The sequence below is a fragment of the Streptomyces sp. NPDC021212 genome (genome assembly GCF_044332925.1).
Lineage (GTDB): Bacteria > Actinomycetota > Actinomycetes > Streptomycetales > Streptomycetaceae > Streptomyces.
The window spans coordinates 412,100-427,272 of record NZ_JBIRPZ010000003.1 but is presented as its reverse complement, the minus strand read 5'-3'; the positions used below and the strand labels follow the sequence as shown (position 1 = coordinate 427,272).

General features: G+C 72.0%; 17 protein-coding genes. 10 read left to right on the top strand and 7 right to left on the bottom strand.

The genetic code is table 11. From position 1 onward, the window contains the following. Positions 1-133 precede the first annotated feature (133 nt). The 3 genes from sodN (at position 134) to ACH4SI_RS10175 (ending at position 4,304) form a co-directional block, all read left to right on the top strand. On the top strand, positions 134-529 hold the full coding sequence (gene sodN, locus ACH4SI_RS10185; RefSeq protein ID WP_398294718.1) for a superoxide dismutase, Ni: 396 nt from the start codon (positions 134-136) through the stop codon (positions 527-529). An 87-nt stretch (positions 530-616) separates the two neighbouring features. Then, positions 617-2,998, top strand: a complete 2,382-nt coding sequence (locus tag ACH4SI_RS10180; protein WP_398295228.1) for a SpoIIE family protein phosphatase — start codon at positions 617-619, stop codon at positions 2,996-2,998. A 91-nt stretch (positions 2,999-3,089) separates the two neighbouring features. Beyond that, on the top strand, positions 3,090-4,304 hold the full coding sequence (locus tag ACH4SI_RS10175) for a serine hydrolase domain-containing protein (RefSeq protein WP_398294716.1): 1,215 nt from the start codon (positions 3,090-3,092) through the stop codon (positions 4,302-4,304). A gap of 12 nt (positions 4,305-4,316) precedes the next feature. Here ACH4SI_RS10175 and ACH4SI_RS10170 read toward each other — a convergent pair whose 3' ends face one another. Continuing rightward, the gene (locus ACH4SI_RS10170; protein ID WP_398294714.1) at positions 4,317-5,348 is read right to left on the bottom strand and encodes a LysR family transcriptional regulator; all 1,032 of its coding nucleotides are present in this window, start codon (positions 5,346-5,348) and stop codon (positions 4,317-4,319) included. Between the two features lie 282 nt (positions 5,349-5,630). On the opposite strand from ACH4SI_RS10170, the gene snpA reads away from it, so the two are divergent. Further along, positions 5,631-6,296 carry a snapalysin gene (gene snpA / locus ACH4SI_RS10165; protein ID WP_398294712.1) on the top strand — a complete coding sequence of 222 codons (666 nt, stop codon included), beginning with the start codon at positions 5,631-5,633 and terminating at the stop codon, positions 6,294-6,296. 258 nt (positions 6,297-6,554) lie between these two features. Continuing rightward, the gene (locus tag ACH4SI_RS10160; RefSeq protein ID WP_398294710.1) at positions 6,555-6,758 is read left to right on the top strand and encodes a hypothetical protein; all 204 of its coding nucleotides are present in this window, start codon (positions 6,555-6,557) and stop codon (positions 6,756-6,758) included. A gap of 40 nt (positions 6,759-6,798) precedes the next feature. Here the strand turns inward: ACH4SI_RS10160 and ACH4SI_RS10155 are convergent, their stop codons facing one another. Together ACH4SI_RS10155 and ACH4SI_RS10150 are read right to left on the bottom strand one after the other, a co-directional pair. Further along, positions 6,799-7,218 carry an STAS domain-containing protein gene (locus ACH4SI_RS10155; RefSeq protein WP_398294708.1) on the bottom strand — a complete coding sequence of 140 codons (420 nt, stop codon included), beginning with the start codon at positions 7,216-7,218 and terminating at the stop codon, positions 6,799-6,801. Positions 7,219-7,512: 294 nt separating this feature from the next. Beyond that, the gene (locus tag ACH4SI_RS10150) at positions 7,513-7,905 is read right to left on the bottom strand and encodes an STAS domain-containing protein (RefSeq protein ID WP_398294706.1); all 393 of its coding nucleotides are present in this window, start codon (positions 7,903-7,905) and stop codon (positions 7,513-7,515) included. 472 nt (positions 7,906-8,377) lie between these two features. On the opposite strand from ACH4SI_RS10150, the gene ACH4SI_RS10145 reads away from it, so the two are divergent. Together ACH4SI_RS10145 and ACH4SI_RS10140 are read left to right on the top strand one after the other, a co-directional pair. After that, the gene (locus tag ACH4SI_RS10145) at positions 8,378-9,316 is read left to right on the top strand and encodes a beta-ketoacyl-ACP synthase III (protein WP_398294704.1); all 939 of its coding nucleotides are present in this window, start codon (positions 8,378-8,380) and stop codon (positions 9,314-9,316) included. 76 nt (positions 9,317-9,392) lie between these two features. Then, positions 9,393-9,764, top strand: a complete 372-nt coding sequence (locus ACH4SI_RS10140) for a VOC family protein (protein WP_398294702.1) — start codon at positions 9,393-9,395, stop codon at positions 9,762-9,764. Here ACH4SI_RS10140 and ACH4SI_RS10135 read toward each other — a convergent pair. The 3 genes from ACH4SI_RS10135 to ACH4SI_RS10125 all read right to left on the bottom strand — a co-directional run bounded on the left by ACH4SI_RS10135 (position 9,701) and on the right by ACH4SI_RS10125 (position 11,696). Then, the gene (locus ACH4SI_RS10135; protein ID WP_398294700.1) at positions 9,701-10,495 is read right to left on the bottom strand and encodes a helix-turn-helix domain-containing protein; all 795 of its coding nucleotides are present in this window, start codon (positions 10,493-10,495) and stop codon (positions 9,701-9,703) included. The genes ACH4SI_RS10140 and ACH4SI_RS10135 overlap by 64 nt on opposite strands. Then, positions 10,492-10,716 carry a hypothetical protein gene (locus ACH4SI_RS10130; protein ID WP_398294698.1) on the bottom strand — a complete coding sequence of 75 codons (225 nt, stop codon included), beginning with the start codon at positions 10,714-10,716 and terminating at the stop codon, positions 10,492-10,494. Before ACH4SI_RS10130 ends, ACH4SI_RS10135 begins: the two co-directional genes overlap by 4 nt. Positions 10,717-10,784: 68 nt before the next feature. After that, positions 10,785-11,696: a glutaminase gene (locus ACH4SI_RS10125; protein WP_398294696.1), complete on the bottom strand. Its 912-nt coding sequence runs from the start codon at positions 11,694-11,696 to the stop codon at positions 10,785-10,787. A gap of 170 nt (positions 11,697-11,866) precedes the next feature. Here ACH4SI_RS10125 and ACH4SI_RS10120 point away from each other — a divergent pair, with 170 nt between their 5' ends. Beyond that, the gene (locus ACH4SI_RS10120; RefSeq protein WP_398294694.1) at positions 11,867-12,457 is read left to right on the top strand and encodes an N-acetylmuramoyl-L-alanine amidase; all 591 of its coding nucleotides are present in this window, start codon (positions 11,867-11,869) and stop codon (positions 12,455-12,457) included. Between the two features lie 38 nt (positions 12,458-12,495). On the opposite strand, the gene ACH4SI_RS10115 is transcribed toward ACH4SI_RS10120, so the two are convergent. Further along, positions 12,496-14,106, bottom strand: a complete 1,611-nt coding sequence (locus ACH4SI_RS10115) for a Na+/H+ antiporter (protein ID WP_398294692.1) — start codon at positions 14,104-14,106, stop codon at positions 12,496-12,498. Between the two features lie 49 nt (positions 14,107-14,155). Between ACH4SI_RS10115 and ACH4SI_RS10110 the strand changes: the two genes are divergently transcribed. Beyond that, the gene (locus ACH4SI_RS10110) at positions 14,156-14,416 is read left to right on the top strand and encodes a UBP-type zinc finger domain-containing protein (protein WP_398294690.1); all 261 of its coding nucleotides are present in this window, start codon (positions 14,156-14,158) and stop codon (positions 14,414-14,416) included. 101 nt (positions 14,417-14,517) lie between these two features. After that, a complete protein-coding gene (locus ACH4SI_RS10105; RefSeq protein WP_398294688.1) occupies positions 14,518-15,057 on the top strand; it encodes a GNAT family N-acetyltransferase in 540 nt (179 codons plus the stop codon). Positions 15,058-15,173: the final 116 nt, after the last annotated feature.

Sequence of the window (15,173 nt, the reverse complement as noted above, 5' to 3'; positions counted from 1 at the left end):
CAGGTCACACCGCCAGACATCCCGGAGTGTCACCGGACTTTTGACCTAAGCCCCCCGGCCCGCCCGAGAAAAGCCTTCCCGCACGGAGTAATCTCGCACCTGAGAAGACGATCACGAATGGAAGGACAGCTCTATGCTCTCCCGCCTGTTCGCCCCCAAGGTTCAGGTCAGCGCGCACTGCGACCTGCCGTGCGGCGTGTACGACCCGGCCCAGGCCCGCATCGAGGCCGAGTCCGTCAAGGCCGTCCAGGAGAAGTTCCAGGCCAACGAGGACCCGCACTTCCGTGCCCGCGCCACCGTCATCAAGGAGGAGCGCGCGGAGCTGGCGAAGCACCACGTCTCGGTGCTGTGGAGCGACTACTTCAAGCCCCCGCACTTCGAGAAGTACCCGGAGCTGCACCAGCTGGTCAACGAGACCCTGAAGGCGCTCAGCACCGCCAAGGGCTCCACCGACCCGGCCACGGGCCAGAAGGCCCTGGACTACATCGCCCAGATCGACAAGATCTTCTGGGAGACCAAGAAGGCCTGACCCGGCCCCCGGGGCCCACAGGTCCCTCCGCCGCACCCGGCCCTCCACCGCGGCCGGGTGCGGTCTTCTTTGCATATAACGCCCATACTGGAACACGTGGACGAAGCGGGCGCGGCGCGGGTCACCGTCAGCGGTGACGCCACGGTGACCGGCTGGAACGACGGTGCCCGGCGGCTGCTCGGATATCCGCCGTCGGAGGTGGTGGGACGGCCCGCCGCGGCGCTGCTCGCCGAACCGGCCGAGGGCGTGGCGGAGCGGGCCCGGGCGGTACGGGCGCCCTGGCACGGCAGGCTGGCGCTGCGCCACCGCGACGGGCGGCGGGTCGAGGTGACGCTGCTGGCCCACCGCACCGGGGACGGCTGGCTGCTGGTCGCCCCACTGCCCGCCGACGACGCCCCGGCGCCCTCCGACACGACGCTCCTGACCTGGGCGTACGCCCAGTCCCCGTGCCCCATGGCGGTCTACGACACCGATCTGCGGCTGCGCAAGGTGAACACCGAGATGGCGCGCGTCATCGGCCTGCCCGAGAGGGACCTCCACGGGCTGCGGCTCGCGGACATCGCCGGGACGCTGCGCAGCGAGGGTCTCGAGGCGCTGATGCGGCATGTGCTGCGCACCGGCGAACGGCGCCATATGGAGACGTATCCGCGCACCGGCGGCGAGGAGCGGGAGCACGCCTGGTCGGCCCACTTCGCGCCGCTGAAGACGAAGGACGGCCAGGTGCACGGCGTATGCCTGGCGGCGCACGACATCACCGAGCAGTACCGGGCCCGGCAGCGGCTGCTGCTGCTGAGCGAGGCAAGCGTACGGATCGGCAGCACCCTCGACATCGAGCGCACCGCGCAGGAGCTGGCCGAGGTGTGTGTACCGAGGCTGGCCGACTTCGTGAGCGTCGATCTGCTGGACCGGCTCGACCAGGACGAGGAATTGCCGCCCGGTCCGCTCACCGGCCCGATCGTGCTGTGCCGCGTCGCCCAACAGTCGATCTACGCGGGGGTTCCGGAGGCCGCGGTCGAGCTGGGGAAGGTGAACACCTACCCGGAGGTGTCCCCGATGGGCGAGTGCCTGGTGGCGGGGCGGCCCATCATCTACACCGCCGACGATCCCGTCATCAGGGAATGGGGCGCCCTCAAGCCGGTCCGCGCCGCCAAGATCCGGGAGTTCGGCATCCACTCGGTGATGTCCGTGCCGATCCGGGCCAGGGGGACCACCCTCGGGGTGGCCGTGTTCACCCGCCACCACCGCCCCGGAGGGTTCACCCAGGACGATGTGCTGCTGGCCGAGGAGATCACCACGCGGGCGGCGGTCTGTGTGGACAACGCGCGCCGCTTCACCCGGGAACGCGACACCGCGCTGACCCTCCAGCGCAGTCTGCTGCCGCAGGCGGTGCCCCGGCCGTCGGCGGTCGAGGTGGCCTCCCGCTATCTGCCCGCCGGGCCGCACACGGCGGCGGGCGGGGACTGGTTCGACGTGATCCCGCTGTCCGGGGCGCGGGTCGCCCTGGTGGTGGGCGATGTGGTCGGCCACGGCATCCAGGCGTCGGCCACCATGGGGCGGCTGCGCACCGCGGTGCGGACCCTCGCCGATGTGGATCTGCCGCCGGACGAACTCCTCACCCACCTCGACGACCTCGTGATCCACCTGTCCGCGGAGGCCGGGGACGAGGAGACCGCCGGGGACGTCGGCGCCACCTGCCTGTACGCGGTCTACGACCCGGTGTCGCACCACTGCTCCATGGCCGCGGCCGGGCATCCCGCACCGGCCGTGGTCACCCCCGGCGGCCCGGTGGAGTTCGTGCCCCTGCCGGTGGGTCCGCCGCTCGGGGTGGGCGGGCTGCCGTTCGAGGTGATGGACCTCGAACTGCCCGAGAACACCGTGCTCGCCCTCTACACCAACGGCCTGCTGGGCGGCTGGGACCGGGACGTGGACGAGGGGCGTGTGCTGCTGGCCGACGCGCTGGCCCACCCCGCCCCGTCGCTGGAAGGCACCTGCGACTCCGTTCTGCGTACGCTGCTGCCCGAGCACGGAGTGCTCGACGACGTCGCCCTGCTCCTGGCCCGGACCCGCGCCCTGGACACGGCGCACGTGGCCACGTGGGACGTGCCCGCCGACCCGGCCTGTGTCGCCCGGTCCCGCCGGGACGTCACCGAGCGGCTCACCGACTGGGGTCTTGACGAGGCCGTGTCCACCACCGAACTGGTCGTCAGCGAGCTGGTCACCAACGCCATCCGGCACGCGATCCCGCCCATCCAGCTGCGCCTGATCCACGACCACTCGCTGATCTGCGAGGTGTCCGACGCCAGCAACACCGCCCCGCATCTGCGCCGCGCCCGCACCTTCGACGAGGGCGGCCGCGGGCTGCTGCTGGTCGCCCAGCTCAGCCGGCGCTGGGGCAGCCGGCAGACCGCGGAGGGGAAGACGATCTGGGCGGAGCAGCGGCTGCCGGGCGCGCCGCCCGACATCGGCTGATCCCCCGCACACCGATGAGTTCCGGCTCGCCGCGCGGTCCCCCTTACCCGAGCCCTGACTGGGCACTCTCACGGACGAATGGGGACCGCACATGAGCGCCGGAGGATTCTCGACCGCGCGGCTGGGCCGGATGCACGACGTCATGGCCCGCCATGTCGACGAGGGCGAGGCGCCCGGGATCGTCACGGCGCTCAGCAGGCGCGGTGAGACGCATGTCGATGTGATCGGTACGAAGGCGGTCGGCACCGGGGATCCCCTGCGCCGGGACACCATCTTCCGGATCGCCTCGATGACGAAGCCGGTCATCGCGGTCGCGGCGATGATCCTCGTCGAGGAGTGTGTGCTGCGGCTGGACGACCCGGTGGACCGGCTGCTGCCCGAACTGGCCGACCGCCGGGTGCTCAGCCGGATCGACGCACCGCTGGAGGACACCGTTCCGGCGATCCGCCCGATCACCGTGCGCGATCTGCTGACCTTCCGGCTGGGCCTGGGCATGCTGATGGGCCCGGCGGAGGGCACGTATCCGGTGGCGCGTGCCGTCCAGGAGCTGGGGGTCGGGGTGGGGATGCCGGACCCCACCGCGGCGCCGGACCCCGATGAGTGGATGCGGCGGCTGGGCACGCTGCCGTTGATGCACCAGCCGGGCGAGAAGTGGATGTATCACACCGGCTCCCAGGTGCTGGGTGTGCTCATCGCACGGGCCACCGGCCGCCCGCTGGAGGACTTCCTGCGGGAGCGGATCTTCGAACCGCTGGGCATGGCGGACACCGGCTTCCACGTGCCGCGGGAGAAGCTCGGCCGGCTGGCCACCTCGTACCTCGCCGGTCCCGAGGCCCGAAAGCTCGAGCTGTACGACGGCGCCGAGGACAGCCGGTGGGCGGCCCCTCCCGCCTTCCCCGACGGTGGCGGGGGCCTGGTCTCCACGGTGGACGACTTCCTGGCGTTCGGCCGGATGATGCTGGACCGGGGGCGGTACGGCGGTGGCGAGCGCATCCTGTCCCGGCCGTCCGTGGAGCTGATGACGACCGATCAGCTGACGCCCGCGCAGAAGGCGGTGTCCGGCCTGTTCCCCGGGGCGTGGGACAACCTGGGCTGGGGGTTCGGGGTTTCGGTGGTCACCGGGCGGGACGGCGTCGCGGCGGTGCCGGGGCGCTTCGGCTGGGACGGCGGGCTCGGCACCTCGTGGGCCTCGGATCCCGCGGAGGAGATGGTGGCGGTCCTGCTGACCCAGCGCGCGCAGTTCCCGGCGATCTCCCCGGTGTACCTCGACTTCTGGACGCTGGCCTACCAGGCGATCGACGACTGAGGCAGCGAAGCCTCACGCGCCGTCCGACGGACCCGCGAGGCCGATGTCGGCCAGCGGGACCGGCGTACCGGCGTCGCGGATCCGTACCAGCGGGCTGTCGTTGCGCAGCAGCCACTGGCGGTAGGCGTCGCTCGCCCAGGCGATCTCCAGGTACGCGGTCTCCAGTTCGGCGAAGAGCGCGTCGATGTCGGCGGAGACGGCCGGGGCTCCCGCGTCCGGCACGCGCGAGGCCAGATACAGCCCGACCGCCAGCGGATCCCCGTGCAGCGGCCGCACCGTCATGCCCGCACGCGACCGGGCCGTGGGCTGGCACGGGGCGACCACCTCCCCGGAGGCGACCAGGTCGGCCGCGGTCAGATAGTCCCCGTACACCACCCGCGGGTTCAGCCCGGCGGCGGTGAGGACGCGGCGCAGCCCGGGCCCTTCGCCGTCGCCGGCGGGGTCGACCATCCACTGGTCGTCGGCGAGGTCCGTGAGCCGTACGACCGGTGCGGCGGCGGCCGGATGCGTCTCGGCGAGGGCCACGAACTGCGGCTCGCGGGCCAGCAGCACCCGGCGCCGCACGCCCTCGGGGACCCGCAGCGGGGCGCCCTCGACCTCGTGGACGAACGCGGCGTCGAGCGCTTGCGCGGCGACCATCTCCAGCAGGGCGTTCGCGGACACGTCGATGTGGATGGTGGTGTCGGCTTCGGGGAAGCGGGCGCGGAGCCTGCGCAGCCATCCGACCACGGCCCTGCTGCCGGTGCTGCCGATGCGCAAGGCTTCGCCCGCGGCCTGCCCCACCTCCCACCGGACCTCGCTGACCAGGGCGTTCATCTCGGCCACGATGGGCCTGGCCCGGTTCAGCAGGGACCGTCCGAGCGGGGTGGGCCGGCTGCCGGTGACCTCCCGCGAGAACAACCGGCCACCGATGGTGTTCTCGATGCGCCGGAGCTGTGTCGTCAAAGAGGGCTGGGTCATGCCCAGCTGCCGCGCCGCCTTCCGTAGGCTGCCGGTGTCGGCGATGGCGCACAGCGCACGAAGGTGCCTCACCTCGAGCTCCACGGCGGGAGCATAACGGCGCTCTCGCGCGTCACACCAGACACTGAAACCGCGCCAATTCCCCTTTCTGCGGCGCGAGTCGGCTTGTCCTAGGGCAAGTCGGCGGCGCTCACGGGGGATCGGCCGGGTCGGTGGTGGGATATGCCCTGGGCCTATCGCCGGTTGGCATCTCCGCGCCACGCCGGATCTCCTCAAGACTCTGCGGCACCAAGAGTGCATCCCAGGGCTCCCACCGCCGCACCCCACACGGCGGCCGGGGCCCGAGGACGATGAGGAGCCCCCCACGTGACACTTCCCAAGTTGGCGCTGTCCGCGACCCTCGGCCTCGGTCTGGCGGCGAGCCTCGCCGCCGTGCCCGCGTCGGCGGCCACGCCCGAACACCACCGGTCCGCCACGACCGCGTCCGCCGGGTACGTCCCCGGCGCCGAGGACAAGGCCGACACCGACGCCTTCATCAAGGCCGTGATGAAGTCGGCGCTGGCCAAGCGGGCGAAGGCGCCCAGCGCGACCGCCGCGGTCACCGTCACCTACAGCGCGAGTTCGGCGCCGACCTACACGTCGGTGATAGCGAGAAGCACCCAGATATGGAACGCGGCGGTGACCAATGTGAAACTGCGGGAGGGCAGCAGCCCGGACTTCACCTACCGCGAGGGCAACAGCTCGCAGGGTTCGTACGCGAGCACCGACGGACACGGCCGCGGCTACGTCTTCATCGACTACGCACAGAGCCGGCAGTACGACCAGACGCGGATCGTCGCACACGAGACCGGCCATGTGCTCGGTCTGCCGGACCACTACTCGGGCCCGTGCAGCGAGCTGATGTCCGGGGGCGGCCCGGGGACGTCCTGCAAGAACTCGCAGCCCAACCAGGCCGAGATCAACCGCGTGAACCAGCTGTGGGTCAACGGCCTGGCCGCCCTGCGGAAGAAGGAGCTCACCAAGGCCCACTGAGCACCCGAGCCGGCAATGAAGCCACCCATGAGCCCCTGAGCCACTGATCAGGGCACGCCGCCCGCACTCGCGCCCCCCGACGCCGGTGCGGGCGGCCGGTGTTTCCCGGACGCGCCCCCGGCGTCCTCCCCGCCGATCGACCGCCGCACGCGGGGCGCCCCCGCTTACGGGCGGAGGTACGGTGTATTCACCGAGGTTTCGCGCATTTCGGCCGGAATTCCCTCCAGGCCGGGGCCCGGCCCCAGGGGAGTGAACACCATGGAGACCGTCATCACCGTGGCCGTGATCCTGGCGATGATCGCCGTGGGCGTGCTGCTGATCCACCGGGTCAACGCCCAGACCGGCAACAAGATCGCGCCCGATCGCCACAGCGATGTCCCGGCCCGCCACCACCCCCGCCGCCACGGCTGGGGCCGCGGGCGGTCGCACAAGGGCCACGGGGTGGCGCCGCCGCGCGTCTGAAGGTGTCACTCCTCGCCCGGCGCACTCCTCCCCCGCCGCGTCACTCCTCGCCGACCGCGTCCTCCAGCGTGGCCACCGGGTCCAGCTCGTCGAGCAGCCCGCCCACCCGCAGGGTGCGCAGGATCAGCGGGTCGTCGCACACCAGCCGCAGCCGGCCGCCGCGCTCGGCGACCCGCCGCTGGGCGCGGCACAGCAGCCCCAGACCGGAGCAGTCGAAGAACGTCGTCGGGGTCAGATCGACCACGACCTCGGGCGCCAGGGCCCCCGTGGCGGCGTCCAGCGCCGGGCCGACGCCCGCCAGCCCGGCGATGTCGATCTCGCCGTGCAGCGCCACGACCGTGCAGCCGCCGACCCGGGACGTACGGGCGTACGGCGCCGGGTCCGGGTGGTCCGGCAGGCGGCATAAGTCACCGGCGCCCGCGTCGGAACCCGGCGCGGCGTCCGGCGTCGCGTGTGACACCCCCTGCGGCATCGGTGCGCCACGGGGAGCGCCTTGCTGCGACATCACGAATTCCCCTCGGAACGGCACACTGCCCCCTTTCACCGTCCTCGGACTCCCGGAAGCGGGCAGAGTGGAGCATCGAGTGCAGATCCGCCGGGCCCTGGGTGACGTGCAGGCGAGCGTAAGGGGGTGACCGTCGGTTACAGAGAGAGGGACGCGCCATTCCTCACAGGAAAAACCCTCGTTCGAGTGAAGTTCTTTTCTTCCTATTGACGTCTGATCAGTTCGATCAGGGGGATGACGAGGCGTTTCTCAGGCGAGGAGGTCGCCGCCCCCACCCGCCGCCGCGTTCCCCGCGCCCGCGACCGCCGGTGTCAGATCCTCCAGCACCTCGAAGGCGTCCTCCAGCCGGACCATCCGCAGCAGTCGCAGGAACCGCGGATCGACGATGACCAGCCGCAGCCGGCCCTCCCGTTCCAGCACGCGGTTGCGCAGTCGGCACAGTAAGGACACTCCGGCGCAGTCCAGGAAGGTGACCGCCCGCAGATCCAGCACCAGATCCGGACATCCCGTACGGGCCAGGGAATCGAGCCGTGCGGAGATCCGTCCCGCGGCGAAGATGTCCAGCTCTCCCGCGATCTCAGCGACCGTGACACCGCCCAGCACACGCACACGGACGCCGAAGGCGGGCCGATCATCGAACATGCAAGCCTCCTCGGCAGAATGGAGGCGCGCGACACCGGAGCTCTGGGGTGACACCACGTCCGGGCGGGGTGCGTGCACCGCCGGGGTCCAGGTCGGCCCTTCAGTACATGACATACCCATCTATCAGCTGACCAGTCAAAGAACGGCACAGCACGTGTCGTTGGCCTATTCGCGGCACGGGAGGCACCACCCCGTGCCAATCATTACTCATCAGTAAACGCAGCCGTCTTCTCATGTCCACCGTCGAACGTGAGACCTGGAGACGGTGGGCTACCCGGTGGCCGGGCTGTACGTGCGCGGCCTCCCCGACCTCTTCCCCGAGGTCGGCGCGTACAAGACGGCCAAGCGCGTGGCGGCCCCCGCCGGAAGGCCGCCACCGGCACCTGGGAAGGCCGAAAGCTCCAGATCTCGGCGCAGAACCTTGGCAGGTGCCCGCGCCCCGGACGAGCCCGTTTCCCCCAAGACTGGACCGATGACCGGTTCACGCGTACGGGCGCTCGGCCACTACCAGCCCGCGAAGGTGCTCACCAACGACGACCTCGCCGCCATGGTCGACACCAGCGACGAGTGGATCCAGTCCCGGGTCGGGATCCGCACCCGCCATGTGGCACGCCCCGACGAGACGGTGGACGACATGGCCGCGGCGGCCGCCGCCAAGGCCCTCGCCCACAGCGGCCTCGCCCCCACCGACATCGACATGGTGCTGGTCGCCACGTCCACCGCCATCGACCGCAGCCCCAACATGGCCGCCCGCGTCGCCGCCAAGCTGGGCCTGGCCTGCCCCGCCGCCATGGACATCAACGTGGTGTGCGCCGGGTTCACCCACGCCCTGGCCACCGCCGACCACGCGATACGGGCCGGATCGGCCACCGCGGCGCTGGTCATCGGCGCGGACAAGTTCACCGAGGCCGCCGACTGGACCGACCGCTCCTCCTGCGTCCTGCTGGGCGACGGCGCGGGCGCGGCCGTGGTGACGGCGGCCGAGGAGCCGGGCATCGGGCCGGTGGTGTGGGGTTCGGTGCCCGAGATGGGCAACGCCGTCCGTATCGAGGGCACCCCGCCGCGCTTCGCGCAGGAGGGCCAGTCCGTGTACCGCTGGGCCACCACGCAACTGCCGCCCATAGCCCGCCAGGTGTGCGCCCGGGCCGGGGTCGAACCGGCGGACCTGGCCGGGGTGGTGCTCCACCAGGCCAACCTGCGGATCATCGAACCGGTCGCCCGCAAGCTCGGCGCGGTCAACGCGGTGATCGCGCGCGACGTCGTGGACTCCGGGAACACCTCGGCGGCCAGCATCCCCCTCGCCCTGTCCAAGCTGGTCGAACGCGGCGAGATACCCTCCGGCAGCCCGGTGCTGCTGTTCGGCTTCGGCGGCAACCTGAGTTACGGCGGCCAGGTCATCAGCTGCCCGTAGGGCGGGTCCGCGGGGCATACCGGCGGTGTCCGATTCATTCAAGACCGGCGGGTCGCGGGCTGCCTACGCTCCCCGCATGACACCACGATTCGACGCGATCGGCCTCGCCGTCGCGGACATGGCCGCCTCCCTCGCCTTCTACCGCATCCTCGGCCTGGACATCCCCGCCGAGGCCGACACCCAGCCGCACGCCGAGGCCGCCCTGCCGGGCGGGCTGCGCCTGATGTGGGACGCGGCCGAAACCCCGCCGGCCGGCGAGCCGGGACGGCTGGTGCCGGCCTTCCTGTGCGACAACCCGGCGGAGGTGGACGCGCTGTACGAGAAGCTCACGGAGGCGGGCGTACGGGGCTTCAAGGAGCCCTGGGACGCCTTCTGGGGGCAGCGCTACGCGACCGTCCTGGACCCGGACGGCAACAACGTCGGCCTGTTCGCCCCGCTGACCGGCTGACGGCACCGCCGGGGCGTGCCGCCGGACAGGACCCACCCCAGCAGTCCGCCCAGCGGTACGCCCGCCAGCCCCCGTACCTCCCGCGCCAGATGCGCCTGGTCCGCGTACCCGGCCACCGCCGCCACCTCGGCGAACGGCACCCCGCCGCGCGCCAGCTCCAGCGCCCGGTTCAGCCGCAGCACCCGCCCCAGCGTCTTGGGCCCGTATCCGAAGGCCGCCAGCGACCGGCGGCGCAACTGCCGGGCGCCCAGGCCCGCCACCCGGGCCACCTCCGCCACGCTCCGCCCGCCCGCGAGCCCCGCCACGACCGCGCCCACCACCGGATCGGCGGGCTCCGCGTCCCGCAGCCGGGCCAGCGCCACGGCCTCCAGCGCCTGCCCCACCCGCGCCTCCGCGGCTCGCTCCGCCAGCCGTCGCACCTCGGCCGCCGGCCAGAGCGCGGCCAACGGCACCCGCTGATCACGCAGTTCACAGGCCGGTACGCCCAGCACCGCGGGCCCCGTACCCGGGGCGAAGCGCAGCCCCACGGCGCTCGTCCCGGCGGGCCCAGCGGCCAGATGGGCGTGGGTGTCGGGCCCGGCGACCAGCAGCCTGCCGTCGGCCCAGATCAGGTCCGTACAGCCGTCGGGCAGCACCCGCCGCGGCCCGGCCCCCACGGTGCGGGACCACACCACCGCGCCGCCGCCGAGCCGCGACGGCCGCTCCCGGTAGTCGCTCCGGCCGTCGCTCAAGGGACCTCGCGCAGATACATCGCCCCGCAGGAGTGGCAGAACGGCCCGGAGTCGTCCGTGGCCCACAGATCCGCCGCCTGCGTCTCGGCGTCCGGGGCCAGCTCGCGGCCGCACATCGCGGTCGTGCCGTTGCCCCGGACCATGTGCCAGATCTTGACCGGCGCGCCCGCCACCCGCCCGGAGCTGCCTTCCTCGTACTCCGCGCGCATCTCGTGCTGCATGCCGCCACACCTCCTGCTACACCACCATGCTCCCGCCGCCACCGGCCCGGCGCCACCCTGGCGGCGTCCTAGAACACCGACCACCCGGTCACCGTCGTGAAGTGGTCCAGCGCCGCCACCCCGGCCACCGAGTTGCCGCGGGCGTCCAGGCCGGGGCTCCAGACGCACAGCGTGCACCGCCCCGGGATCACGGCGACGATCCCGCCGCCCACGCCGCTCTTGCCGGGCAGCCCGACGCGGTACGCGAAGTCGCCCGCCGCGTCGTACGTCCCGCAGGTGAGCATGACCGCGTTGACCCGCTTCGCCTCGCGCCGCGACAACAGCCGGGAGCCGTCCGCGCGCAGTCCGTGGCGGGCCAGGAAGCCGCCCGCGAGCGCCAGGTCGCGGCAGCTCATCTCGATCGAGCACTGCCAGAAGTAGTGTTCGAGGACGGTCGGTACGGGGTTGTCGAGGTTGCCGTAGCTCGCCATGAAGTGCGCGAGGGCGGCGTTGCGGTCGCCATGGCCGGACTCGGACTCGGCGACGACCGGGTCGAAGGCCAGCTCGGGGTTGCCGCTCTCGGCGCGCAGGAAGTCCAGCATCGTGGTGCTGGCGTCGCCGGTGAGGCTGTGCAGCCGGTCGGTGACGACCAGCGCGCCGGCGTTGATGAACGGATTGCGCGGGATGCCGTTCTCGTGCTCCAGCTGCACCAGGGAGTTGAAGGGGTTGCCCGAGGGCTCCCGGCCGACCCGCCGCCACAGCTTCTCCCCGTCCTGCGCGAGGACGAGCGCGAGGCCGAACGCCTTGGAGATCGACTGCACGGAGAAGGGGCGCTCCCAGTCGCCGACGCCGGTGACATTGCCGTCGACGTCCGCGAGGGCGATGCCGAAGCGGTCCGGGTCGACCGCCGCGAGCGCGGGGATGTACTGGGCCACCCGGCCCCGGCCGATATGGGGCGCCACATGGGCCGCGACCTCGTCGAGTACGTCCTGGTAGTGCATGGTGCGGTGGTTCTCCTGCGCGTCGTCGAGCGGATCAGACGCACCATAACGGCCGCTCTCAACCGCCCCTCAACCAGGACTCAATGACCCACTGTGTTTTTGGGTAAGCATACGGTGATACGAGCGGGCCGCGACCGGCCGCCCGCCGCACGATCAGAACGGAGGCGGTCATGGCAGCACCCATGTCCGCGGGGGACTTCCTGGCGGCGTTGAAGAACGAGGGCCTGCGCGTGACGCAGGTCGGCGACTGGCGGAACCACAACCGCAACCACAAGGGGCCATGGGGCGGAGTGCACGGTGTGATGATCCACCACACCGTCACCTCCGGCACCGACCTCACCGTCGAGATCTGCCGCGACGGCTACGAGGAGCTGCCCGGCCCGCTGTGCCACGGCGTGATCGCCAAGGACGGCGGGGTGCATCTCGTCGGCTACGGCCGCGCCAACCACGCGGGGCTCGGCGACGACGAGGTCCTGCGCGCCGTGATCGCCGAAAAGGCGCTCCCGCCCGACAACGAGGCCAACACGGACGGCAATCGCGCGTTCTACGGCTTCGAATGCGAAAACCTCGGCGACGGGCAGGACCCGTGGCCCGAGGCCCAACTGGACGCGATCGCCAGGGCGGCGGCGGCCGTCTGCCGCCGTCACGGCTGGACCGAGCGGTCGGTGATCGGCCACCTCGAATGGCAGCCGGGCAAGATCGATCCCCGGGGGTTCACGATGGCCTCGATGCGCGCGCGCATCCGTGAGCTGCTGAAGTAGGAGCCATCCGCGGTGGGCGGGGCCCGGCCCGGAGACGGTCAGGTCCCGCCCTCCGCGGTCCCCTCGCGGTAGGCCGCCGCCTCCTCCAGGTCCAGTCGGCGCAGCAGCGTACGGAGCATCTCGTCGTCGATCCGCCGCGCGTCCCGCAGCTTCACGAACACCTCGCGCTCGCTGCCGATCACCTCGCGCGCCAGCCTGCGGTAGGTGTCGTCCGCCGACTCCCCCGTCACCTCGTTGACCGTGCCGAGCCGTTCCCACACCGCGTTGCGGCGCCGCTCCAGCACCAGGCGCAGCCGGTCGGCCAGCGGCGGCGGCAGCGCGTTGCGCTCGTCGGCGAGGAGTTCGGCCAGCCGGTCCTCGGCGGCCCGCGACGCCTGTGCCTGCGCCTGCGCCTCGGCGAGCGTCTCGGCCCGGACGTCGCGCCCCGGCATGCCCAGCGACCGGATCAGGGCGGGCAGGGTGAGGCCCTGGAGGACCAGGGTCCCGATGACGGTGGTGAAGGCCAGGAAGAGGATCAGGGTGCGGGCCGGGAAGCCGCCTCCGCCGTGCACGGTCTCCGGGATCGAGAAGGCGATGGCCAGCGACACCACGCCGCGCATCCCGGCCCAGCCGACGATGATGGGCGCCCGCCAGTCGACGCCGGGCTCCCGCTCCCGGATCCTGCGGGAGAGCTTGCGCGGCAGGAAGGTCGCCGGGAAGACCCAGACGAACCGTACGGCCACCACGGCCAGGAAGACGGCGGCCGCGTACCAGGCCGCCTCGACCGCCCCGTACTCCCCCAGGCCGCCCACCACGAACCGCAGTTGCAGCCCGATCAGCGCGAACACGGCCGACTCCAGGATGAAGGCGATCATCTTCCAGACGGCCGCCTCCTGGAGCCGGGTCGCGAAGTCGACCTGCCAGGAGTGGTGTCCGAGGTAGAGCGCGACCACCACGACCGCCAGCACGCCCGACGCGTGGACCTGTTCGGCGGCCGCGTAGGCGGTGAAGGGGATCAGCAGCGAGAGGGTGTTCTGCAACAGCGGATCGCGCAGCCGGGTGCGCAGCCAGTGCAGCGGCACCATGAGGGCCAGGCCGACGCCGACGCCGCCCACCGCCGCGAGCAGGAACTCCCCGGCGGCATGCGTCCAGGTGGCGCCTTCCCCCACCGCCGCGGCGAGCGCCACCCGATAGGCGGTGATCGCGGTCGCGTCGTTGGCCAGGGACTCGCCCTGGAGGATCGTCGTCAGGCGGGAGGGCAGGCCGACCCGGCGGGCGATGGCGGTGGCGGCCACCGCGTCGGGCGGGGCGATGACGGCGCCCAGCACCAGGGCGGCGGTCAGTGGCAGACCGGGCACCAGCAGGTAGGCGATCCAGCCGACGGCGAGGGTGGCGAACAGGACGTAGCCGAACGACAGCAGCGCCACCGGCCGCAGATTGGCGCGCAGGTCCAGGTAGGAGCTGTCGAGCGCGGCGGAGTGCAGCAGCGGCGGCAGCACCAGGGGGAGCACGATCTCCGGCTCCAGGGTGTAGTCCGGCACCCCCGGCAGATACGAGACCACCAGCCCGACCGCGACCAGCAGCAGTGGCGCGGGCACCGGGGTCCGCCGGGCCGCGCCCGCGATCGCCGCGCTGCCCGCCACCAGCATCAACAGCGGAGTTACGTCCATGCCCCGGCCCGTCCCCATTCGTCGGCTCGCCCGGTTTAGTCTGGCAATCATGAGGGAGTGCCCGCATATTCCGGCCCTGCCGCGCCCCGAACCGGAGCCGCAGGCCACCACCTGTCCGGAGTGCCTGACGCTCGGCAGCCATCCGGTGCAACTGCGGATCTGTCTGGAGTGCGGCTATGTCGGGTGCTGCGATTCATCGACCTATCGACACTCCACCGGGCACTTCGAGAAGACCGGGCATCCGGTGATGCGCAGCTTCGAACCGGGCGAGGACTGGCGCTGGTGCTACGTGGACCAGCTGATTGTCTAGCCGCCCCCGGCGCCCCGGAACGGGCGGGCGCGGGCCGCGGGACCTGCCGCGCGGAGGAATCCGCTGCCGTGTTGTCGGTGCGGCGAGCTAGCCTTCACCACATGATCCGATCAGCACAGCCGTCCGACGTCCCGGCCATCCTCGCGATGATCCGCGAGCTGGCCGAGTACGAGCGGGCACCGCAGGAGGCCAGGGCCACCGAGGAGCAGCTGCACACGGCGCTGTTCGGGGAGCATCCGGCGGTGTTCGCGCTGATCGCCGAGGAGATCGGCGGCGCAGCGGCCGGGCCGGTCGGGTTCGCCCTGTGGTTCCGTAACTTCTCCACCTGGACGGGCACCCACGGGGTGTATCTGGAGGATCTGTACGTCACGCCGCGGGCCCGCGGCGGCGGCCACGGCAAGGCGCTGCTGGCCGAGCTGGCACGGATCTGCGTGGAGCGGGGTTATGCCCGCTTCGAATGGTCGGTGCTGGACTGGAACGAACCCGCGATCGGCTTCTACGCGTCCATCGGCGCGGAGCCGATGGACGAATGGACCGTGCGAAGGCTGTCGGGAGAGCCGCTGCGGGCGCTGGCCGCCCAGGCGCCGGGCATAGCTTCGACCAGCGGTTCGTTGAGTGAGGCGACATCTCTTTCGAATTGAGACCGCAGACCCCTAGCCACGCTGCGTACTCATATGCTTACTATGAGTGATATCGGGAATGTTCATCTCGGGGGTTCACCCGTGACGGGGGCCGTGCTTCGTCCGGGCGACACCGA

Bases quoted from the DNA above. Each gene is read 5' to 3' on its own strand.
- sodN (WP_398294718.1), top strand. From the start codon at position 134: ATGCTCTCCCGCCTGTTCGCCCCCAAGGTTCAGGTCAGCGCGCACTGC.
- ACH4SI_RS10175 (WP_398294716.1), top strand. From the start codon at position 3,090: ATGAGCGCCGGAGGATTCTCGACCGCGCGGCTGGGCCGGATGCACGAC.
- ACH4SI_RS10160 (WP_398294710.1), top strand. From the start codon at position 6,555: ATGGAGACCGTCATCACCGTGGCCGTGATCCTGGCGATGATCGCCGTG.
- ACH4SI_RS10150 (WP_398294706.1), bottom strand. From the start codon at position 7,905: ATGTTCGATGATCGGCCCGCCTTCGGCGTCCGTGTGCGTGTGCTGGGC.
- ACH4SI_RS10145 (WP_398294704.1), top strand. From the start codon at position 8,378: ATGACCGGTTCACGCGTACGGGCGCTCGGCCACTACCAGCCCGCGAAG.
- ACH4SI_RS10140 (WP_398294702.1), top strand. From the start codon at position 9,393: ATGACACCACGATTCGACGCGATCGGCCTCGCCGTCGCGGACATGGCC.
- ACH4SI_RS10130 (WP_398294698.1), bottom strand. From the start codon at position 10,716: ATGCAGCACGAGATGCGCGCGGAGTACGAGGAAGGCAGCTCCGGGCGG.
- ACH4SI_RS10125 (WP_398294696.1), bottom strand. From the start codon at position 11,696: ATGCACTACCAGGACGTACTCGACGAGGTCGCGGCCCATGTGGCGCCC.
- ACH4SI_RS10120 (WP_398294694.1), top strand. From the start codon at position 11,867: ATGGCAGCACCCATGTCCGCGGGGGACTTCCTGGCGGCGTTGAAGAAC.
- ACH4SI_RS10115 (WP_398294692.1), bottom strand. From the start codon at position 14,106: ATGGACGTAACTCCGCTGTTGATGCTGGTGGCGGGCAGCGCGGCGATC.
- ACH4SI_RS10110 (WP_398294690.1), top strand. From the start codon at position 14,156: ATGAGGGAGTGCCCGCATATTCCGGCCCTGCCGCGCCCCGAACCGGAG.
- ACH4SI_RS10105 (WP_398294688.1), top strand. From the start codon at position 14,518: ATGATCCGATCAGCACAGCCGTCCGACGTCCCGGCCATCCTCGCGATG.